Below are 20,854 nucleotides of genomic sequence, written 5' to 3' on the forward strand. Positions count from 1 at the left end.
TAACCGATGGGCTATAACAGATACAGACTTTGTGACATTGCCTGTAAAAGTGCTTAGTTTAAGCACTCTCATGCAGAGTAATGTAAGGAGAACGTATGAAAAAACTGACTTTAGCTTTACTCGTAGCCATGGGAACTCTATCAACATCATTCCCCATGCTCGCATCGGCAACGGTTGAGCCAGAAACTAGTGTAGATAACTACCAGTATTCAGACGCTGAGCTAGATAGCCTACTTGCGCCCATTGCGCTCTACCCTGACACCTTGCTTACTCATATTATGATTGCGGCCACCTACCCTCTTGATGTAGTGGCAGCAGACAGGTGGCGTCAAAGCAATTTGCACCTTACCCCTGAACAAGTAGAGCAAGCGCTAGATCCGGTTACTTGGGATCCGAGTGTAAAAGCCTTGGCTGCATTTACCGATATTCTGCACACCATGGCCGAAGATCTAAACTGGTTACAAGCGCTTGGTGATAACGTGCTAATTAGTGAAGCCCGTGTACTGGATAGAGTACAGTTGCTTCGCCAACACGCCCTTAACACCGGTAACTTACAATCGAATGATTATCTTGAAGTAGAGCGTGAGATAGAACAAGAACGTAGCGTGATTGTTATCGCACCTCGCCATAGAGATGTGGTTTACGTGCCTTACTACGACCCGCTTATTGTGTTTGGGCTTTGGTCTCATGCCATAGCGCCTGTGCACTGGCATCATAGGGTTAGCTACCGTCATCGCGGGAATTTTTTCTGGGCACCGCAGGTTAGGCTTTCAAGTTTCTTCTATTTTGGCGGTATTCGTTGGACCAATCGCCATGTAGTGATCCACAGAGAACCAGTGCGTCACTATTACAAAGGCACCCCAAATAAACGCGTTTATAGCAAAGGTTATCAGCGCTGGCAGCATAATGCTGACCACCGTAGAGCTCGCTATTCTAACCGCGTGGTACATAGTGCGCCTAAACGATATAGCGCCACTCGCTCAGTGAAAGTAAGAAGCCACGAGCGTGGTAACACTAGGGTTATCAACGCTAAGTCTTCAAGGCACACGCAGACAAGCGTCTCTCAAAATAATCATCGAAACATACAACACAATAACCAACTTAAAGGACAAACTTCGCACAATGTAAATGTGGCAAACAAGCAGTTAAAAACACCACGCACGGTGACTCCTAGACATAGCACTACGACGCGAACAGTCACGACCACTAAAACCGTGAAGCGTGAGAGTAATAAGGCTTCAGGGCAGAAGTACCAGCAAGGCGCTTCTACCCATGTAAAGCGGACGCAAACTAGCGCTAAAAACACGCAAGCTAGGGATACTCGTACAGCGTCTAACCGTCCGTCAATGTCGCAACAACGTACTACACGGAATGTTGATCGCAGCGCGAGTCGCGACAGAAGTGTAAGTCGAGAGAGAAGTGTAAGCCGTGAAAGGAGCGTAAGCAGGCAAAGCAACGTTAACCGTAACAGAAGCGGGCAAAGTAAATCTCATTCACAGAAGTAGGTTGAGACTAAATCGGTTGGGGCAAACACGCCTCTAACCTAAAAGCCAAACGCGCCTTGTTCATACAGGCGCGTTTGTTTTTAATGGCAAGCGGCATTATCTCTGCGTAGTATAAGTTAAAATTTTTGATAGTATTAGGTTTTCATGCACGCAGCCTCACCTCCTCAAGCCTTGTTATGGGCTTATTTACTATCTCCCAATGGTGACGTTACAACCATTGAAGCGAAGGCTATTCCCGACGCCTTAGCACAGTGTGCATCCAGCGATAATTACCTTTGGCTGCATGTACAGTCAGATGCTGAAGACGCTGGCGCCTTGTTGCAATCTAGTGGTTTACATCAAACCGTGATAGACAGCTTACTTGCGTTAGAAACAAGACCAAGAGCCATGACGCTGCATCAAGGTACCTTAGTGTATTTGCGAGGCATCAATAAAAACCCTGATGCCGACCCAGAAGATATGGTGTCGCTACGTACATGGTACAACAGCCGCATTATCGTAAGTGCTCGACGTAAAAACAGACGATTAGCCTCCATTCAAAATCTTCGCGATGAAATAGCCTCTAAACAGGTGCCTATTAGCCCATCGGCACTTTTGCTTAACATGATCACAAAAGTCGCCGATACCATTTTGGACACGGTTGATGAAATGGACGAGAGCCTAGTAGGGTTTGAAACCCGTGAACAACTTCGAAAGGAAGATAGGCAAAATTTGTCTATCGTAAGACGCCAAGCCGCATCTATCAGGCGCTACCTAGCGCCACAACGTGATGCGTTGGATGCCCTACTTCGTTTGCCCGATGCGTTATCGCAAAATCAGAGTTTTGAACTGCGTGAGCAAACCGACCGCATGAGCCGATATGTAGAAGACATGGACTTATTGCGAGAAAGAGCAATTGTACTTCAAGACGAATTGCGAAACCGCATAGCGGAGCAACAAGGTGTTCGCATGTATGTCTTGTCGATGGTAACGGCTATCTTTCTGCCTTTGTCTTTTTTAACGGGAGTGTTTGGCATGAACGTTGGAGGATTACCTGGCACAGAATCTGCCAATGCTTTTCTATATTTAATCCTTGGAATGGGTGCACTAAGTCTCTGCATGTTGGTCGCAATGCTATGGAAGCGATGGCTTTAATAGCGCGTATCTATCCTATCAAATTCATTAAAAATAATTAATTTTCAAGGTATTAGTATAAAGGCTAATAGATTTTAATTTTTTTAATCGTATGATTGGTCAAAATAGCGCTCTTAGCATTTTTTGCCTACACTTAGGCAAACTGCTTTAGTGGAGAGAAAACAATATGCAGTACCCTTGGATACAAGAAGGACACAAGATCTTTCGAGTAGTTATACTTATTCAATTAGTCATTTCTTTTATCATAGGCTTTGTGACAGGCGATATCATCACAGCCGTGGTGCTTGGCATTCCTATCGCTGCTCTGCCTCTATACTTCAGCTTTCAACAGCCTCAGTCAGTTATCAGCCGTCATGCAGTAGCCATTGGCATTCAATTACTCACAGCACTGCATATTCATCAAACCTTCGGGCTTATTGAAATGCACTTTGAAATATTCGTGACATTGGCGTTTCTTTCTTATTTCAGAGACTGGAAGGTAATTGCGACAGCCACTGCCGTGGTTGCGGTACACCACATCAGCTTTTATATTCTGGCTACGCAAGGTGCTCCTGTATTTATCTTCCAAGAGGGAGATCTAACGTTCCCTATTTTATTAATGCACGCGGCTTTTGCATTAGCGGAAGGCGGCCTTTTGATGTACATGGCCAAACAAGCCCATCAAGAAGGGGCTGGCGCCGCAGAATTACGTATTGCTATAGAAAATATGCAGAGAACTGAAGGGCAAATAGATTTATCAGTATCCTTCGAGCGAGAAAACGAGATACTTCGTCCATTTGGCGAACTTATTGACCAGGTTAAAGACTTAGTTGCTTTAGCGTCTTCATTAATGAATGAGGTCGTTAAAGGTTGTGAAAAAATGGAAACTGCGGCGAGCAATATGTTCGAAATTAGCCGTAATACCGACCAAGAAATTGCCATGGTGTCAGCTTCGTCTGAAGAAATTGCGCAAACCATGCAGATGTCTGCCGAACAGACAACACGAGCTAGCGACAAAGCGTCTGCGGCAGAGGCCTCTTCAGGTTCAACTCGCGACTCTATTGTCACCACCAGCAGAACTATAGATTCGCTGCGTAGCACGCTAAATAACGCTGCAAAAACTAACACTGCACTTAACGAACAATGTTCGCACATTTCAGAAGCCATGCGCGCCATTACTTCAGTGGCAGAGCAGACTAACCTGTTGGCGCTTAACGCGGCTATCGAATCGGCCCGTGCTGGTGAGCACGGTAGAGGGTTTGCTGTGGTTGCCGATGAAGTACGTACCTTGGCTATTCGTTCAAAAGAAAGTGCTGACCAAATTACCTCGGTTACCGAGCAGTTAGTAAGTCAAACGGCAAGTTCGGTCGACCAAATGCAAACCTGTATTCAGCTTGTTGATGAAGCGGTACTATCGGCTGATACTGCCACCCAGGCAATGTCTGAAATCACGACGCAAATTCAGTTTGCCAGTGAGAGCATGACAGAAATTGCGACCTCTGCCGTTGAGCAAGAAACTGCATCGGCTTCCATCGCAGAAAGTACAGCACGATTAAGTGAACTGACTTCTGAAGAGCTAGCTACGGCGGAATCGTTATCAGCAGAAGTGGAAATTTTGTCTCAAATTTCACAACAAATGCGCGGTGCTATAGGTCGCTTTAAGCTGTAATGTCGAAAAAGGGAAGTTGGACGCTGCTGCTTGTATGGGCAATCAGCTTACTAAGTGCTGTTTTGTTTTATAGCCAGCGTCAGATTTCTGAGTTCGATCCTAAAGGCACTTTACTGCATCAATCAACAAGCGTCACCTTTGACGCTTCTTTGATAACGCTGCTTAAAAACTATGATGTGCCTGCTGGCAGTATTGTTCATGTGGGTACGCAGGAAAATTGTTACTGCGACACCCTTACCGATCCCCATCAAACTCAGCTGATTAACAAACTAGGTCAATTAGACTACAGCGGTTTTAGGCTAGACATTGAAAATGTGCCAGAACTCGCCGCTATATTGCCTTCTGTACCTGCACTTATGGTTGTGGACACCCAATATAACCTTCGCTACTTGGGCCCTTATGCAACAGGCTATGGCTGCTTCACCGGCAAAAATTTAGTGGACGAAATTAGTGGGTATGCATCAAATTCGTCTTACATAAATGCTGTGGTAAAAACCGAAGCCGATGGGTGTTTTTGCAGCTCGCACCGTTAGGGGTGAGATAGCCCTTTTAAATGTGCTACCACACTGCGCCCAAGCGCACTTAAATCGTACCCCCCTTCAAGCGTACTCACAACACGGCCATTACAGCAAATATCAGCAACACGCCTGATGCGCTGGCTCACCCAAAAATAATCGTCTTCGGTAAGGCGAAGGTGCGCCATAGGATCTTCAGCATGGCCATCAAATCCTGCCGATATAAAGATAAGCTCAGGCTGAAAATTCTCTAGTGCATTAAACCAATGGGAGATTTTTTCTCGAAACACCTCGCCGGTAGAACCTGCTTCAATTGGCACAGATAAAATATTACTTGCTGACACAGGCGCACCGCTATGAGGATAAAACGGATGTTGAAAGCTAGAGCACATCATTATGCGCTGATCCCCTGCAATAATATTTTCAGTACCATTGCCGTGATGCACATCAAAATCGATAATAGCCACACGAGAGAGCTGATAGTTTTGTAAGGCATAGCGAGCAGCAATAGCCACGTTATTAAACAGACAAAACCCCATTGAACCGTCGTAGGTAGCGTGATGCCCTGGCGGACGAGCCAGACAGAATGCCTGTCTATCATCACCCTGCATAGCCCAATCTACGGCATTACAACCCGCCCCTGCCGATTCCAAAGCCGCAGGCAGGGTGTATTCCATCAACCCAGTATCATCATCTAGCCAAGTAACTGGGTTACTGTCGTTATGATTTACATCGGGATGTGCCTTTGTGGCTGCTGACAAGTGTTGTGCACGGGAAAACACACTTTTCACATACTCTGGGCTATGTGCCAAGGTAAGATAAGCTTCAGCAATAGGCTTTGCATCAGCGTGTTCACACACCATTTCTAAACCTGACGCTAATAGCTGGTCGTCTATTGCATACAATCTATCAGGCGACTCAGGATGCTCTGGCCCTAAGTCGTGCTTAATACCATGTTTTGTGCGATAAATTCGAATGGTCATGGTAACTCACTCACATTTAATACCAATTCAACGTCACTGGGGTCACCGGTAAAAAGCCGTTTAAACTGCATTTGTTCAAAGATTGTGATCATGGGGGTATTTTCTCCCCTAACATAGGCCACCATTTGATTTATTTCACGGGCTTTCGCTATACGAATAAGCTCGTTCAATAGCCTACTTGCCATGCCTTTACCCTGCTGTGTTTCTCGGGTTACAAACGCCACCTCACAGGAGTTATTACTGGCGTTGTAATAAAACCGGCCTACGGCATGAATGGTAATTCGAGACCCTTCTTGACGCACTATGCACAAAGCCACGTCAGAGGTTTGATCTACACTCACCAAGTTACACGACTTCTCTCTCGACATTTGTTTGGGGTCGTAGTTGTAGCGAAGTCGCAAGGTTTCTTTGGTGTGCGAATAAAAGAACTCTTGAAGGCGGCGTTCGTCAGCGGGATTCAGCGGGCGCATGTAAAACTTCTCGCCTTGAATATTTAGCCTTTTAAGCTGAATAGCGCCTAGTTCTGGAATATCTGTCGGGTACTTTTCTTGGTAATGCGGCACCCAATAATGTTGCCTAACTTCTTCTAATAGCTGAGATCTGAACTTAGGGTGTGCCACCCGAATAAGCTCTAGCGCCCGCTCACGAATACTTTTACCTTTAAGCGAGGCAATACCGTACTCGGTAACAACATATTGCACGTTTCCCCGCGAGGTTACTACCCCAGCCCCTTCGGCAAGACGCGGCGTAATACGAGATATGGTTTCATTTTTAGCCGTTGATGGCAGCGCAATAATAGCTTTGCCCCCTTTGCTAATAGATGCACCGGTGACAAAATCGACCTGACCACCAATACCACTATAAAAATCATAGCCCAGTGAATCGGCTACCACCTGCCCCGTTAAATCAACTTCTAAGGCACTGTTAATTGCCACCATATTGTCGTTTTTAGCCACATTGGTGGGCTTGTTCACATAACTGCTAGGGTAAAATTCAATATGCGGATTGTTGTCGATTAAATCGTAGAGCTTACGAGTACCAATGGCGAAACTAGTGACTACCTTTCCGGGGTGGAAGGTTTTTTTCTTATTGGTCACTGCGCCTGATGCTAGCAGCTCAATAATACTGTCGGTAAGCATTTCGCTGTGAATACCTAAGTCTTTGTGATGACAAAGGTACTTAAGCGTGGCACTGGGAATTTTGCCTATACCGAATTGCAATGTAGCGCCATCATCAACCAGCATTGAAACGTACTGGCCGATACGCTCGGCTACGCTATCAATAGGTGGCGGCATCACTTCCACTAAGGGCTCGTTTGCTTCAATACATGCGGTAATTTCACTGACGTGAATATAGGAATGACCAGCGGTTCGGGGAACTTGCGGGTTTATTTGTGCAATCACGTATTTGCTTTGGCGCACTGCCGACATGGCAATATCAACCGCCGCACCTAATGAGCAATAGCCGAATTCATCAGGGGGACTGACATTTACCAGCGCGGCATCTAAAGACAGGGTGCCATCACTAAACAAACTTGAAATTTCAGAGAGAAATACGGGGGTGTAATCGGCTCGGCCTTCATCAACGGCTTGCCGCATGGCTTGACCACCAATAAAGAAAGTATTGGCTTTAAATAGATTTTTGTACTCATCGTTCACCCAGCGCGTATCGCCAAGTGCAAGCATGTGTACTAATTCAATATCGCTAAAGCCATCGCTATTATCAATTAAGTGCTGAATCAGTGCGTAAGGTACTGATGCATTACCACCTACAAATAATCGACAGCCTGATTTTATCAGCGCTTTCCAATCTGGTTCAGACGGTAAACCTATTGCCATACCCTCGGCCTTATTCCCGCTAATCTGTACCACTATAATGACACATTTTTCCCGTTGTGCGTTACCAAGCTGGCAAGACAACGGGAAAAACGTTAAAGCGGCAAATCATCCACTAGTTCAATGTAAACGGATGCAACCAATTGCGGAAGAAAGGTGATATGGCAAACATGCTCTTTGACAGTCTGTGACCATCTTCAAGCAGCAACAGTTGGGAATTACGCAGCTTCGCGTAATCAATACTGTGGGCAACGGGAATGACATCATCATTCCAGCCGTGGATAACACTGGTTTTACCGGTGTAGTTGTACTCTTGCACTTCATAGTTTGGCATATACAGCGCTGGCGCTAATAAGAACAAGCCCCTTGCAGATACACGCTCAGCAGCCACTAAAGACACATAACCGCCCATACTAGACCCAACCAGTATGACTTCATCGCCTTGCTCTTCTACCGTATCCACCAACCGGGTAATACGATCTTCCGGCGAAGGTAAATCTTGGTAATCCACACTAATAACATTAAAGCCAACATCGCTAGCTACATTAGACAATGTAGTGATCTTACTGCCCCAAGGGCCGCTTTCTTTTCCATGAGAAAAAATGACAGTTGTCATCGTAAAACCTCAACGTCTAAGTTATTTATCTTGTTTATGAAACAGCTTTTCAACCATTACGTAGAACATAGGTACGAAGAAAATGGCTAAGAAAGTGGCAGCAAACATGCCCCCCATCACCGCAATACCTATCGCGTTTTGGCTTGCTGAACCTGCACCACTAGCCAAAGCAAGGGGTGTTACACCGAGTATAAAGGCCATAGATGTCATTAATATTGGGCGAAAACGCTGAGAAGCTGCGTTTGATACCGCCGTCATTAAGTCTATGCCTTCTTCATATTGGTCTTTTGCGAACTCAACAATAAGAATAGCATTTTTCGCCGCCAGACCCACCGTGGTCAAAAACGCAACTTGTAGGTAAACATCGTTTGGCAGATTGAATAAAAACGCTGCTGTCACAGATCCTAATATACCTAAAGGTACCACCAGCATTACCGCAAATGGCACAGACCAACTCTCATATAATGCCGCTAGACATAAAAATACGATGAGAATAGAAATAGCATACAGCATAGGTGCTTGCGAGCCAGCTTGTTGTTCTTCAAAAGATAACCCTGACCACTCAATGGCATAACCGTCAGGTAATTGCGCAACCAGCTTCTCCATTTCTTCCATGGCTTCACCGGATGAAATACCTTCAGCAGGGCTACCTTGAATGTTGACCGACGAAATACCGTTAAAACGCTCCAGTTTAGGCGAGCCATAAACCCACTGGGTAGAGGCAAAAGTACTGAAGGCCACCATGTCACCGTCGGCGTTGCGTACAAACCACTTATCTAAATCGTCTGGCGACATGCGATATTGAGCATCCGCTTGCATGTACACCCGTTTAATACGGCCTTTATCAATAAAGTCATTAACGTAGCTTGAACCCCATGCGATTTGTAGCGCACTGTTTATTTCGCTTAAATTTAACCCCAATGCAGAAGCTTTTTCACTGTCTATATTGACCTTAAACTGAGGTACGTCGCTTAATCCATTCGGGCGAACACCCGCAAGTTTAGGGTTTTGTGCGGCCATACCTAACAACTGATTACGGGCATTCATCAAGGCTTCGTGACCGTTGCTTCCGCGATCTACAAGTTGCATATCAAAACCTGTGGCGTTACCCAATTCCATAATCGGCGGCGGTACAATAGGAAATGCCGATGCATCTTCAATCTGACTAAATGCCCCAAAGGCCCGGCCTACTAGTGCAAATGCTGAGTCGTTTTCGTCTCGCACGCTCCAGTCATTCAAGTTAACAAAACCCATACCCGCGTTTTGTGCTTGGCCAGCAAAACTAAAACCAACGACCGTAAATAAGCCGTTTACTGCACCTTGCTCTTGGTCTAAGAAAAAGTCTTCAGCTTTTTTAACCGATTCTAATGTACGACCCGCTGTAGCCCCAGGCGGTGTGCTTATTAGCACCATTAAGCGGCCTTGGTCTTCATCTGGCAAAAACGCGCCTGGTAGTTGCGCAAAAATATAAGCCATGCCCGCGACTAAGATGCCGTACACTGCAAAGTAACGTTTTGCGCGCTTTGCCATATGGGTGGTGGTGCGCTGGTAACGGTCTCGCCCTTTGTTAAAGGTGCGGTTAAACCATCCAAAGAAACCTTTGTCTTTGTCGTGTTCTGGATCGTGTTGTTTTAACAATGTGGCACATAAAGAAGGTGATAAAATGATAGCCACTAAGACTGAGAATCCCATGGCTGATACGATAGTAATTGAAAACTGACGATAAATAGCGCCTGCAGAACCACTGAAAAAGGCCATAGGAATAAATACTGTCGACAAAACTGCCGCAATCCCTACTAACGCGCCTGTGATTTGAGACATAGACTTTTTAGTCGCCTCAGCAGGTGGCAAGCCTTCCTCTTCCATAATACGTTCGACATTTTCTACCACGACGATGGCGTCATCTACCAACAAGCCAATGGCCAATACCATAGCAAACATCGTCAGCACGTTAATGCTATAACCAAACGCAAGCAGTACCGCAAATGTACCGAGTAAAACAACAGGAACCGCAATGGTAGGGATAAGGGTAGCGCGCCAATTCTGCAAAAACAGAAGCATAACGAAAAAGACCAATACCACGGCTTCGATTAGCGTGTGAACTACCGATTCAATTGATAGTTCGATAAAGGGTGACGCATCAACCGGATAAACAACTTTTACGCTATCTGGTAAATTGCTGCGAAGCTCTTCAACACGTTGTTTTACTGCATTAATCGTATCAAGCGCATTCGCACCTGACGCTAAACTTATCGCCATGCCCGAAGCAGGATGACGATCGTAACGAACAATGACATCGTAGCTTTGTGCACCAAGCTCAACTCGCGCCACATCACGCACACGAACCTGAGAACCATCGGTATTAACTCGCAACACAATACTTTCAAAGTCGTCCACGGTTTGCAGACGAGACTGTGCTTGAATAGTTGCGTTAATCTGCTGACCTTGAATAGCAGGTAGCCCACCTAATTGACCGGCTGACACATCAGTATTCTGAACTTCTACCGCACCTTGAACATCTACAGGCGTTAGGTTGTAGCTATAGAGTTTGTCTGGATCTAACCAAATACGCATTGAACGCTGGGCGCCAAAAACACGTACGCTACCGACACCATTAACTCGAGATATTGGATCTTGAAATTGAGAGACTAACAAGTCACTTAAATCATATTGACTCATTTGCCCTGTTTCGTCATAAAAACCAACAGCAAGTGAGAACGCAGAGTTAGATTTGGCAACGGTTACACCTTGTTGTTGCACTTGGGTAGGTAACAAAGGTAGTGCAGATTGCACCTTATTTTGGGTTTGAACCTGGGCAATGTCTGGGTCTGTGCCTGGTTCAAACGTGAGGCTGATGGACATACTACTATTTGAACTACTAGCCGAAAAATAGCGCAGGTTATCTATGCCTGAAAGGTTCTGTTCAACCACTTGTGTTACTGAATTTTCAACGGTTTCAGCTGACGCACCAGGATAAGATGCCGTAATAGTGACCGTCGGCGGAGCGACTTTAGGGTATTGTTCAATAGGCAGGGAAAATATAGCAAGTACCCCTGCCATCATGGTAATGATGGCAAGTACCCAAGCAAAAACAGGTCTGTCGATAAAAAAGCGAGCCATAGTAAACTGATCCTATCTTAACGTGAGCCGCGTGACGGTGACTGCCACTCGCTGGTGTTTACTTTGCTACCGGGTTTCACTTTTTGGTAACCAGAAACAATTAATCTATCGCCTTCTTTAATACCCGATGTGACAATATATTGGTCTTTATAGATGTCGCTCGTTTTGAGTGCGCGAGCTTCTACTTCGTCATTACTGTTCACTACATATACAGATAATGAGCCGTCTTGTTGACGCATAGTGGCGCGCTGAGGCACTAACAACGCTTGTTCTGTACCCGTAATAACATGGCCTTTCACGAATAAACCTGGTAATAACAAGCCATCTGGATTTGGCATTTCGGCGCGAAGGGCAACTGACCCCGTACTTTCATCTACGGTCACTTCTGAAAACTTCACACTACCTGTGTGTTCGTATTTTTTACCTGTGGCTTCATCGAGAGTTAGCTCAACAGGCATAGAGCCTTGTTCTTGCATGGCCTGGCGAAGGGTGAGTATGGCGCGACCCGACTCCTGCATATCTATAAAGATAGGGTTCAACTGAGTGATTGTGGCAAATTGCTGCGTTTGGTTAGTCGTCGCTAGTGTACCTTCAGTGACGAATGAGCGACTGATACGACCGCTAATTGGCGCATACACTTTGGTATAACCCAAATTAACTCGTGCTAAATCCACCGCTGCTTCAGCAACAATAATGGCGGCTTGCGCTTGTTCTTTTTGCGCAATCACATCGTCGTATTCCTGGCGACTAATTGCATTTTGTTTAATAAGGTCGTCGTAGCGACGAGCTTTTGCTTCTAACGTTTTCAAATTCGCTTCGGCACTTTTAACATCAGCAATGGTGCTGTTTAACTGAGCACGGTAGCGTGCATCATCAATTTGATAAAGCTGCTGGCCTTTTTCAACTTGTGCACCTTCTTCAAATAGACGCTCTGTAATTACCCCATCCACTTGAGGACGCACTTGAGACTGACGAGACGGTGTGACCCTTCCAGGAAGAATCATTTCATGGGTTACCGATTGGCGAGCAATCGTAAGTACCGACACAGACTGTGGCGGCATACCTTGCTGCCCTGCACCCGCCTGTTCAGACTCAGACGAACACCCAATCGCACCTACCAACAAAGCTAGGGTAGTGATGACATAAAAAACGCGTTTCATAATAATTTCTCGAATTTTAAAAACTAACGGTTACCGGCAAACGAGAACGTTTAACCCATAAACTTAAATTTTGAACCTGTCTCAACTTAGGTAGCATTCATGCGCTGAACTATAAATACCTTGGCATTACTCAGCGCGATCACATCAACTGGACTAATGAGATCGTACGCTCCAAATGCAGCGTGACATTACAGTAATTCAACAATGTAACAACCTGCTGTGACGAAAGGATGATTTACCTGCCAGCATGAACACTGGAATATCCTTACTCGCGTATATACCTGACACAAGTTTTACATTGTGTGCGCTTATACTTAAGATTAAAAGTAAAGGGAGTTGAAGATGCTGATCTTGTCGGTCAGCTGCATCGTTTTTATACTATATCGCACTATTAAGCATGTAAAACTCGCTTTTCATTCAATTTTTAGCGTTAGAGCCCGTAATATCGCAATAAAGTTTGGTACGCTGAAATAACATCTTGCGCCGCTTCATGGCTGCCCCCCTTGTCTGGGTGCACTGTTATTAACTGCTTTCTATACTGCCTTTTGAGGGTGGTTAACGTAATAGTTTCTGCCTCATCGATATTGAGTATCGCATGACAGTGCGCAATATTTTCTTTTGAATCATAAATAGGCTCACCGCCCATCATTTGCTGCCAAAAACCATTCAATAAGGCTTCTACATCGGCTTCGCCAGTACTGGTTAAGTTTTGCCAGTTCAGATAGTAATCAGCAAGTGAATCGCTTTTACCCAATGTGGTGGCGTTACGCTCACCGTCGCTTTGACTACTCGCTTTTAAGGGCAGTAGCACTATACGGGTAGCATGAATATCTAGCTCGCCCACCAAGGCATCACGCCAAAGGTTCCTTAGTAAATATAGGGTATGAAACAAGATGAAGTGCGTATTGAACAAAGCGAGGGAGTCGCGCAGCGCATTGTCATTAAACAACTGATAAGGAGGTGACTTAAGTTGCGAAATTAGCGCGTACTCTGTCATCCCTTCTTCAAACTCTGCTTTTTTGGTGGAAAGTATGTCTAACAACAACTCCACTTTTTGCGCATTAGTCGCGTTAAAAGAAGGTATCTCTTGAGCATTCCCCATGGTAAACCTCATGTTTGTATCAGCCTATAGCATAGCAGAGGATGCTTACTTCCCCTTATCTAAAAACGCACTTGGGCTTCTGGTACCTTTGTAATTTCACTGCTTTATATGATTTTTGTAATATATCAAAAATTCCTCTTACAAATTTAGTTGAAAATTTGAACCAAAATAGCCAAATGGCTGTTAAAGTTATGTTATTCAAAGCAACAATAATAATTAGGAGCTCACTTGAAAGCACTCATTGCATTGACCAGCATTATTGGATTTTTAATGGTGGTATTACCAGGCCCGCTATATCAATACGCAGGCGTCGATTTAGGCATCGCATTTACCTCGCTGCGCTATGGCGTATATGTGGGTGGTGCAGCCATTATACTTATCATTCTACAAGTACTAATAAAACGTAAAAGCGTCAGCTGGGGAAGTACATTTGTTTTCGCTGTATTAGCGTTAATTGCCGTTGCCATGCCAGTTAGCATGATGGGCAAAGCCAGTACCGTACCGCCTATTCACGATATTACTACCGATGTGACCAACCCTCCGGCGTTTGTGGCTATTGCACCGCTGCGTGAAAATGCACCAAATCCTATTACTTACGAAGGTGGTGAGGTAACGCGTCAGCAAATCGATGCTTACCCTGAAATTAGAACCCAATTATTGGCGCAAAGTATTGATGAAGTCTTTGCCGCTAGTGAGCGTACTATTGACGCACTAGGCTGGGAGCGTGTTGCCGATGGCGCACTGCCCTACACTTTGGAAGCGACTGATACCACCCAGTGGTTTGGATTCAAAGATGATGTGGTTATTCGCCTTAAAGTTAAAGACGATAATACCCTGGTAGATATTCGTAGTAAGTCTCGGGTTGGTAGAAGCGATTTAGGTAAAAACGCCGAGCGCATCGATACCTTTTTAACTGCACTTCGCGCCCAACTAAACCCTAGCTAGACGCTAACTAATCGTTACCCTTAGGCTATACACAAAAAAGCTCAGGTACTACCTGAGCTTTTTTATACCCGACATTCTGATAGTGGTATTAGTGGGCTAATTTCAATACCACCACGCCTGCCACGATAAGGGCTGCGCCGAAGTAGCGCGCGATAGAAGTAGGATCGCCATAAAACACGACCCCAACTAAAAACGTTCCTGCTGCGCCTATGCCTGTCCACACAGCATATGCAGTACCTATGGGAATATTTTTTTGCGCCATCCATAGACAAAAACCACTGGCCGCCATAAACCCTATCGCTAACGTTATCCCCATCACGCGGGTTTCAGCTTCTTGAGACAGCTTCAATCCTACAGGCCAACCTATTTCCAATAAGCCCGCCACAATCAAATAAACCCAGCTCATTTTTTCTCCTTTTACCCTCAGCCTTTCACCAATCGCTTTCACTACTGGCTTTGCACTACAAGCTAGCCAATTGAATGCTTACCGCCCCTAATACTGCTGCGTTCAAGCGGTTGAACCAACGCCAAAATGACGGGCGCTGCATATGGTGCGCGAATTTAGCGGTTAGGGTACTTAGCCCAACAAACCATACAATAGATGCCCAAATTGCACCGAAGACAAACCACCATTTATCCAGTTGCCACTGGCTGGCCAAATTTCCCATCAACAACAGCGTATCTAAGTAAAAATGAGGATTCAACCATGTCACCGCCATGGCAATAAGGAACGCTCGCTTAAATGACGTTTGCTTCTTCGACATTTCAAGCACAAGCGCATCATCAGCCATAGAGGCTTTAAGCTTGTTAAACGCAAACCACAAAAGAAACACAACGCCGGCCCACTTAGTTACTGATACCAACAAAGGATATTCTTGTAACAGCAACCCGAACCCCATTGCTCCTAAGCTAATAGAAATGGCATCGCTCACGATAAACAGCAGTACGAACAACCCTGTCCATTGACGCTTCAAAGACTGTTCGATTAAAAAACTATTTTGTGCACCAACGGCAATTATTAGGGTGCCGCCCATCACAAAACCACTCAACGCTGCCGCAAACATGAACTAGACCTCAAAAATTGAAATGAATGAATAAGATGCGTTGATTTTAGCCACTCTTTTATACTAAATTAAATTAATAATTTTTCTTTGTTATTAAATTAATTAATACCACTGTAAGTGCTTAGTTATAAAGAGAACGAGCCTTTATCATGCTTGATTACGCCGCCCTACATAGTTTTCGCGAAGTACTACGCTACGGCAGTTTTGAGCGCGGTGCACAAGCGCTCAACCTGACTCAGTCGGCAGTTTCACAAAAGATAAAGCGACTAGAACAACAAGTGGGCGGGCCGGTTTTAGTACGAATGAAACCGTTAAAAGCCACGCCACTTGGCGAACAACTCTTGTCCCACGTGCAAAAAGTGAGCGTATTAGAAGAGCAGCTAACCACACGCCGCGGGGCGGCGGATCATGCTTCGCCACTGAGTGTCGCAGTAAACAATGATGTGCTAGCTACATGGTTTACTGAGGTGATGGCAAGATTCAGCGAGATACGTTCTAACCCCGTACATATTTATAATGCTGATCAAACCCAAACCCGCACCCTATTGCAGCAAGGTAAAGTCATGGCCTGCATTAGCCAAACTGGCACTCCCATTACCGGCGGGCAATCAGCTAGGCTGGGTACCATGAATTATCAACTCTATGCATCACCTAGCTTTATAGAACGTTACCTTAAAAATGACGTAAGCCCTGAACGGGTAATGGGCACACCGGGCTTACTTTATGACGAATTTGATGCCGCCCTACTCACCGATTATCAGCGAGAGTGTTTAGACTTCGCACCGTCACTCACCACATGTCATTGGTATCCGTCGTCTCATGGATTTGCAAAAATGGCCGTAGAAGGCGTAGCGTGGGCGTTACTGCCAACCTTACAAGTTAAACAAGAAGTTACATCGGGCCAGCTCATCTCGCTATTTCCTAGCAAACAATTAGGTGTGCCTTTGTTTTGGCATTGGACAGAACAGGCATCAAATGCCCTTGGCGATTTTAGCCAAATGGTTAAACACATATCAAAAGAACAGCTAAAACCATGAAGTACAATAAACACATCGCGTATTACCACCAGCATGCTTCAAAGCTTGCTTCACAATACACTAGCGTTGCATTTGAGGATGTACATGGCGATTGGTTGTCACATATACCATCGCTAACCCATACCACTATATTAGACATAGGTGCGGGGGCAGGCAGAGACGCGAAAGCCCTGGCTGATATGGGAAATCACGTTACCGCTATTGAGCCTGCAAGCGCGATAATGCAATCGGGCATGGCCTTTACAGGAGAGTCGGTAACGTGGATTAAAGATACCCTGCCCTTACTGACATCACAAAAAAAACAACACTACGGGTTAATTTTAATTAGTGCCGTTTGGATGCATCTAACCCACGTTCAGCAACAGCAAAGCTTGCAACGATGTAGCCAATTGCTTTTTGCCGAAGGACATTTAGTAATTACTTTACGACACGGCGAATTTGATGACGAACGGGTAGCTAATCCGGTGAATGTAAGTGACACCATCGAGTTCGCAAAATCTTGCGGCTTAACCTTAATGCATAACATCGCCTCTAGTGACAAATTGCACCGTCAAGGGGTGAGTTGGCAAACATTGATCTTTACAAAATAAGCAGAAATGTCGCTTCACTCCGAACACTTTTCATACTAACCTAGTGCTCGATTGCAGGTTAAATAAGCAACATAAATCCCAGCAACGTTATTCAAGCACAGTTAATTAAGCAAAGTTGTAGCCATCCGGAGGGCTTTTTTTGGCTGTAGTAAATAGACGTACCTGTTTCTTAATACTTTTCGCCGCATTGGGGATGCTGTTTAGCCTTTCTTTTTCTGTGTCTGCAATCCCTGAGACTGAAGCCACAGCTGCTTCTGACACTACACCAGGTGCAATTAGCGAGAATGCATTACGTGATTTTGAAGAGTCCATTTTTCTGCATCCTCAGCAAACCTACCGCAAATTAGTCACACTCGCGCAAGCAAATGACTTCAGCAATGAAGGCCGAGTTTGGTTACTGCTACGAAAAGCACAGTCCGAAAATGTATTAACCCTATACAAAGAAATGGATGCCACCCTAGTTACTGTTGCACCGCTCGCCAATGTAATGACCAACGAGCAGCATGCGCTGTGGCTTTATTTACGAGGGAGTCGGATGCACCAAACAGGCAATATTTCAGGCGCTATCGACACTTTAAAGTATGCAGTTGAAGTCGCCAAAGAAAACACTAACAGTACTATTTATGTGCTCGCTATTAGAGAATTAGGTTATGGGTTTGCACTTTCAGGGGACTACTACCGCGCCACCCTCATACTGCAAGATGCTTATAAAAACCTTGTCACTTTAAACAACCCCTTTTTTAATGGGTTATTAGAAGAGAGCTTAGGCGACACCTATAACTATTTGGGGAATTACACAAAAGCCATTGAGTATTACGAAGGTGCTCTTACCTTCTTCGAGTCAATTGGCTACCAACCCCATGTTGCCAGTACCTTGTTGGGTTTAGCTATGGTGAACCGGAAACTAGAGAGTTGGGATGATGCACTTTCCTATTTTAACCGTTACGAAATAGCACTCAGCTTTACTGACAATCACAGCGAAAATTTCTATTTGCATTATGGCCGCGCCATGACGATGGCAGAAAAAGGAGAGTGTAACCTTGCTATTGGTGCTATCGATGATGCATTGAGCTTATCGGGGCCCATTGATTACAACGCAGAACTATACAAAAAGCGCGCCCTATGCAATTTGACCCTTGATAACTTGTCTGCAGCTAAACAAGATTTATCGAAAGCACGCACTATCTTTAACGGCATAGAAGCATTGCACAATACGCAGTGGCATTTAGAGCTTGATTACATTGCAGGTTTAGTGGCATTTAAAGATAATCGCTTCGAGCAAGCTTTTGAATATATTCATATGTATTACAAAGACTTTCTTGAATTGCAGCGATTAAACAATTCAGAATATGTCACGCAAGTACAGGCTACGATGGAGGCCGAGCGTAAAGACAAAGAAATAGCCCTATTAAAACAACAAACCCAACTGCAAGCGGTAACGGCAAGGGAGCAATCGCTGAAAGTACGACAGAAAAATATGATGCTATCAGGAGTAGCATTAATATTTGCCTTATTGCTTATTTTTGTGATTTTCCAAAATAAAAACGCAAAAAAACTACTGGCGTTATCTATTCGAGACGAGCTTACTGGCCTGCACAATCGGCGTTATTTCTTTGATTACTTTGAAAATAACTTGGTTAAGCTGAACCCCAACCATGTTGGATTGGCACTCATTTCTTTCGACATAGACAACTTCAAACACATTAACGACAACCTTGGTCATCACGTGGGCGACGAAGTCATTAAAACCGTGGCGCAAACTGCAGCAAATACACTACGTACTAATGACGTTATTGCACGTATTGGGGGAGACGAGTTTATTATTGCCCTTCCCCGCACCACACTGTTACAAGCTAAAGAAATAGCCAAACGAATTCTCGAGAATATTAGAAGTCACCGTTTTATCACGAAAGAAGGCGCAGATTTTAGTGTAACGGCTAGTTTGGGCGTGGCTTATCATGATCAAAATAAGTTTATTGCTTTAGACGTAAAATCACTAATGGAGTCTGCCGACACAGCGCTATACCAATCTAAGCGTGCTGGCAAAAATCGCTTCACGGTTGCAGCTTAGGAAAAACGCGTGCAAGGCTTTATTTCTGGCAAAACTGACCTATTATTTAGGTAACCTTCAAGAAAGGGACGTTATGATCAAAGCGATATTGTTTTGCCTAGGCTTTTGTTTAATTTCATTTTTCAGCTGTGCAAACACGGGCTCTCGCCTAACTGCAACGGGCGGCATTACCGGGTTTGAAGGTACCGCTGGTGGTGGTATCACCCCTTGGGCCTTTATTAGCGGCTATGGCAGTAAAGAAGAAATTAACGGCACCGCCAACGTTCAATACCTACATTTAAACGACTACACCTTAACCACCTTTGGTGCCAGCTTAGGCATTTACGACCGCATAGAATTAAGTGTGCAGCGCCAAAGCTTGGATATTTCATCTGGTATTACTAGCAATGTCTTCAGTTTACTCACCGATGGAGCAATTAGCGCCGCCCAATCTACCCGTATCGACATGGATATTGTGTCTGCAAAAGTGAAAGTGTTGGGTGATGGTGTATTTACTCAACGTTCTTGGATGCCCCAAGTGGCTGTTGGTGCCCAATATAAAAAGCACCGAGATTTTGATACCACCCTTCTATTGCCTGATGGCAGCGGCCCACTTCCCAATCAAGGTGTAGCACGCATACTGGGCGCTAAAGATGATAGCGGTACTGACTTTTTTGTTTCTGCCACCAAACTTTATTTAGGCCACATTAACGGCTTTAACTTATTGACCAATTTAACTGCCCGCTATACCAAAGCTAACACCTTTGGCTTACTTGGTTTTGCTAGTGAGAATGACGATAGTTATAAAGTGGAATGGGAAGGCTCCTTAGCGCTGCTAACTAGCCCTTCAACCGTAATCGGCGTTGAGTTTAGAACTCAAACCAATCGCCTAGGCGGGTTAGCTGAAGAGGATACGGTAACCGACGCCTTCATTGCTTACTTTCCCAATAAGTCATTTTCCCTCACCGCAGCTTATGTAGATTTGGGCAACTTGCCTATGCAGCCTAGTTCGACAGGCTTCTATCTAACTGCCACTGCAAATTTTTAAGTTGGTGATGATGAGTAGCTATTTACAGAAAAAAAGAATAACGACAGCCGCAATCGCGTTACTTTTAAGTATGTTAGGAGGTATAAGCGGGTGCACTTCTACGCTAACGGCAAGCCAAACTTCTGCTAGTCTGTACGATGAAATAGGTGGCAGTAAAACCCTTAACACTGTGTTTGGTGTTGCTATTAATCGAATTTATAAAGACCCTGTTATAGGGCATTATTTTAATGGCGTGCCTAAAAGTCATTTACGCAAACAACTGGTATCACAAACTTGCGAGCTTATTGGCGGCCCTTGTGTTTACGAAGGCAAAGCCATGTTAGAGACCCACAAAGATTTAAATATTAAAGAACGAGAATTTTATATTCTGGTGGAGTACGTTCAGGGCGCTATGCGAGATGTAGGGCTGACTTATCAGCAAGAAAATCAAATACTGCAAAAATTAGCCCCGATTAAATATGAAACTATTTATCTGTAATTAGTGAGAAGGTGCCCAAGACAG

18 protein-coding genes are annotated in these 20,854 nt (G+C 44.8%); 10 read left to right on the plus strand and 8 right to left on the minus strand.

Translation table 11 applies throughout. From position 1 onward, the window contains the following. Positions 1 to 95: 95 nt before the first annotated feature. The 4 genes from J8L84_RS01550 to J8L84_RS01565 all read left to right on the plus strand — a co-directional run bounded on the left by J8L84_RS01550 (position 96) and on the right by J8L84_RS01565 (position 4,820). Complete coding sequence (locus tag J8L84_RS01550) at positions 96 to 1,505, plus strand: DUF3300 domain-containing protein (protein WP_211069144.1); 1,410 nt, start codon at positions 96 to 98, stop codon at positions 1,503 to 1,505. A gap of 144 nt (positions 1,506 to 1,649) precedes the next feature. Beyond that, on the plus strand, positions 1,650 to 2,639 hold the full coding sequence (locus J8L84_RS01555) for a zinc transporter ZntB (RefSeq protein ID WP_211069145.1): 990 nt from the start codon (positions 1,650 to 1,652) through the stop codon (positions 2,637 to 2,639). A gap of 166 nt (positions 2,640 to 2,805) precedes the next feature. After that, positions 2,806 to 4,287 carry a methyl-accepting chemotaxis protein gene (locus J8L84_RS01560; RefSeq protein ID WP_211069146.1) on the plus strand — a complete coding sequence of 494 codons (1,482 nt, stop codon included), beginning with the start codon at positions 2,806 to 2,808 and terminating at the stop codon, positions 4,285 to 4,287. Further along, positions 4,287 to 4,820: a DUF6436 domain-containing protein gene (locus J8L84_RS01565; protein WP_211069147.1), complete on the plus strand. Its 534-nt coding sequence runs from the start codon at positions 4,287 to 4,289 to the stop codon at positions 4,818 to 4,820. Before J8L84_RS01560 ends, J8L84_RS01565 begins: the two co-directional genes overlap by 1 nt. Here the strand turns inward: J8L84_RS01565 and J8L84_RS01570 are convergent. The 6 genes from J8L84_RS01570 to J8L84_RS01595 all read right to left on the minus strand — a co-directional run bounded on the left by J8L84_RS01570 (position 4,817) and on the right by J8L84_RS01595 (position 13,630). Next, on the minus strand, positions 4,817 to 5,785 hold the full coding sequence (locus J8L84_RS01570; protein WP_211069148.1) for a histone deacetylase family protein: 969 nt from the start codon (positions 5,783 to 5,785) through the stop codon (positions 4,817 to 4,819). The genes J8L84_RS01565 and J8L84_RS01570 overlap by 4 nt on opposite strands. Beyond that, a complete protein-coding gene (locus J8L84_RS01575) occupies positions 5,782 to 7,623 on the minus strand; it encodes a bifunctional acetyl-CoA hydrolase/transferase family protein/GNAT family N-acetyltransferase (protein ID WP_013786040.1) in 1,842 nt (613 codons plus the stop codon). The genes J8L84_RS01570 and J8L84_RS01575 overlap by 4 nt, the downstream gene beginning before the upstream one ends. A 112-nt stretch (positions 7,624 to 7,735) precedes the next feature. Next, on the minus strand, positions 7,736 to 8,236 hold the full coding sequence (locus J8L84_RS01580) for a YqiA/YcfP family alpha/beta fold hydrolase (RefSeq protein ID WP_211069149.1): 501 nt from the start codon (positions 8,234 to 8,236) through the stop codon (positions 7,736 to 7,738). A gap of 21 nt (positions 8,237 to 8,257) precedes the next feature. Further along, positions 8,258 to 11,356, minus strand: coding sequence for an efflux RND transporter permease subunit (locus J8L84_RS01585; protein WP_211069150.1), 3,099 nt, complete (start codon positions 11,354 to 11,356; stop codon positions 8,258 to 8,260). Positions 11,357 to 11,373: 17 nt separating this feature from the next. Next, positions 11,374 to 12,516, minus strand: a complete 1,143-nt coding sequence (locus J8L84_RS01590; protein WP_211069151.1) for an efflux RND transporter periplasmic adaptor subunit — start codon at positions 12,514 to 12,516, stop codon at positions 11,374 to 11,376. A 430-nt stretch (positions 12,517 to 12,946) separates the two neighbouring features. Beyond that, positions 12,947 to 13,630: a DNA-J related domain-containing protein gene (locus J8L84_RS01595; RefSeq protein ID WP_247670487.1), complete on the minus strand. Its 684-nt coding sequence runs from the start codon at positions 13,628 to 13,630 to the stop codon at positions 12,947 to 12,949. Between the two features lie 216 nt (positions 13,631 to 13,846). On the opposite strand from J8L84_RS01595, the gene J8L84_RS01600 reads away from it, so the two are divergent. Further along, complete coding sequence (locus tag J8L84_RS01600) at positions 13,847 to 14,563, plus strand: DUF1499 domain-containing protein (protein ID WP_211069152.1); 717 nt, start codon at positions 13,847 to 13,849, stop codon at positions 14,561 to 14,563. Positions 14,564 to 14,651: 88 nt separating this feature from the next. Here J8L84_RS01600 and J8L84_RS01605 read toward each other — a convergent pair whose 3' ends face one another. Further along, positions 14,652 to 14,969, minus strand: a complete 318-nt coding sequence (locus J8L84_RS01605; RefSeq protein WP_211069153.1) for a multidrug efflux SMR transporter — start codon at positions 14,967 to 14,969, stop codon at positions 14,652 to 14,654. Positions 14,970 to 15,024: 55 nt separating this feature from the next. Next, positions 15,025 to 15,627: a LysE family transporter gene (locus tag J8L84_RS01610; protein ID WP_211069154.1), complete on the minus strand. Its 603-nt coding sequence runs from the start codon at positions 15,625 to 15,627 to the stop codon at positions 15,025 to 15,027. A 149-nt stretch (positions 15,628 to 15,776) separates the two neighbouring features. Here J8L84_RS01610 and J8L84_RS01615 point away from each other — a divergent pair, with 149 nt between their 5' ends. The 5 genes from J8L84_RS01615 (at position 15,777) to J8L84_RS01635 (ending at position 20,830) form a co-directional block, all read left to right on the plus strand. Beyond that, positions 15,777 to 16,664 (plus strand): ArgP/LysG family DNA-binding transcriptional regulator, encoded by an 888-nt coding sequence (locus J8L84_RS01615; RefSeq protein WP_211069155.1) that lies wholly within the window; start codon positions 15,777 to 15,779, stop codon positions 16,662 to 16,664. Next, positions 16,661 to 17,254 carry a class I SAM-dependent methyltransferase gene (locus J8L84_RS01620; RefSeq protein WP_211069156.1) on the plus strand — a complete coding sequence of 198 codons (594 nt, stop codon included), beginning with the start codon at positions 16,661 to 16,663 and terminating at the stop codon, positions 17,252 to 17,254. Before J8L84_RS01615 ends, J8L84_RS01620 begins: the two co-directional genes overlap by 4 nt. A 139-nt stretch (positions 17,255 to 17,393) precedes the next feature. Continuing rightward, positions 17,394 to 19,325: a diguanylate cyclase gene (locus J8L84_RS01625; RefSeq protein WP_156497415.1), complete on the plus strand. Its 1,932-nt coding sequence runs from the start codon at positions 17,394 to 17,396 to the stop codon at positions 19,323 to 19,325. A 73-nt stretch (positions 19,326 to 19,398) separates the two neighbouring features. After that, a complete protein-coding gene (locus J8L84_RS01630) occupies positions 19,399 to 20,352 on the plus strand; it encodes a DUF3034 family protein (RefSeq protein ID WP_057794763.1) in 954 nt (317 codons plus the stop codon). Positions 20,353 to 20,422: 70 nt separating this feature from the next. Next, a complete protein-coding gene (locus J8L84_RS01635; RefSeq protein WP_231751151.1) occupies positions 20,423 to 20,830 on the plus strand; it encodes a group 1 truncated hemoglobin in 408 nt (135 codons plus the stop codon). The last annotated feature ends 24 nt before the right edge of the window (positions 20,831 to 20,854 follow it).

The sequence above is a fragment of the Alteromonas sp. MMG017 genome, from assembly GCF_018100795.1.
In the GTDB taxonomy this organism is placed as follows: domain Bacteria; phylum Pseudomonadota; class Gammaproteobacteria; order Enterobacterales; family Alteromonadaceae; genus Alteromonas.

Excerpts from the sequence above, each read along its gene's own strand:
- J8L84_RS01615 (WP_211069155.1), top strand. The coding sequence starts at position 15,777 with ATGCTTGATTACGCCGCCCTACATAGTTTTCGCGAAGTACTACGCTAC.
- J8L84_RS01570 (WP_211069148.1), bottom strand. The coding sequence starts at position 5,785 with ATGACCATTCGAATTTATCGCACAAAACATGGTATTAAGCACGACTTA.
- J8L84_RS01575 (WP_013786040.1), bottom strand. The coding sequence starts at position 7,623 with ATGGCAATAGGTTTACCGTCTGAACCAGATTGGAAAGCGCTGATAAAA.
- J8L84_RS01585 (WP_211069150.1), bottom strand. The coding sequence starts at position 11,356 with ATGGCTCGCTTTTTTATCGACAGACCTGTTTTTGCTTGGGTACTTGCC.
- J8L84_RS01590 (WP_211069151.1), bottom strand. The coding sequence starts at position 12,516 with ATGAAACGCGTTTTTTATGTCATCACTACCCTAGCTTTGTTGGTAGGT.
- J8L84_RS01635 (WP_231751151.1), top strand. The coding sequence starts at position 20,423 with ATGTTAGGAGGTATAAGCGGGTGCACTTCTACGCTAACGGCAAGCCAA.
- J8L84_RS01605 (WP_211069153.1), bottom strand. The coding sequence starts at position 14,969 with ATGAGCTGGGTTTATTTGATTGTGGCGGGCTTATTGGAAATAGGTTGG.
- J8L84_RS01580 (WP_211069149.1), bottom strand. The coding sequence starts at position 8,236 with ATGACAACTGTCATTTTTTCTCATGGAAAAGAAAGCGGCCCTTGGGGC.
- J8L84_RS01630 (WP_057794763.1), top strand. The coding sequence starts at position 19,399 with ATGATCAAAGCGATATTGTTTTGCCTAGGCTTTTGTTTAATTTCATTT.
- J8L84_RS01595 (WP_247670487.1), bottom strand. The coding sequence starts at position 13,630 with ATGAGGTTTACCATGGGGAATGCTCAAGAGATACCTTCTTTTAACGCG.
- J8L84_RS01555 (WP_211069145.1), top strand. The coding sequence starts at position 1,650 with ATGCACGCAGCCTCACCTCCTCAAGCCTTGTTATGGGCTTATTTACTA.
- J8L84_RS01620 (WP_211069156.1), top strand. The coding sequence starts at position 16,661 with ATGAAGTACAATAAACACATCGCGTATTACCACCAGCATGCTTCAAAG.
- J8L84_RS01610 (WP_211069154.1), bottom strand. The coding sequence starts at position 15,627 with ATGTTTGCGGCAGCGTTGAGTGGTTTTGTGATGGGCGGCACCCTAATA.
- J8L84_RS01560 (WP_211069146.1), top strand. The coding sequence starts at position 2,806 with ATGCAGTACCCTTGGATACAAGAAGGACACAAGATCTTTCGAGTAGTT.
- J8L84_RS01565 (WP_211069147.1), top strand. The coding sequence starts at position 4,287 with ATGTCGAAAAAGGGAAGTTGGACGCTGCTGCTTGTATGGGCAATCAGC.
- J8L84_RS01550 (WP_211069144.1), top strand. The coding sequence starts at position 96 with ATGAAAAAACTGACTTTAGCTTTACTCGTAGCCATGGGAACTCTATCA.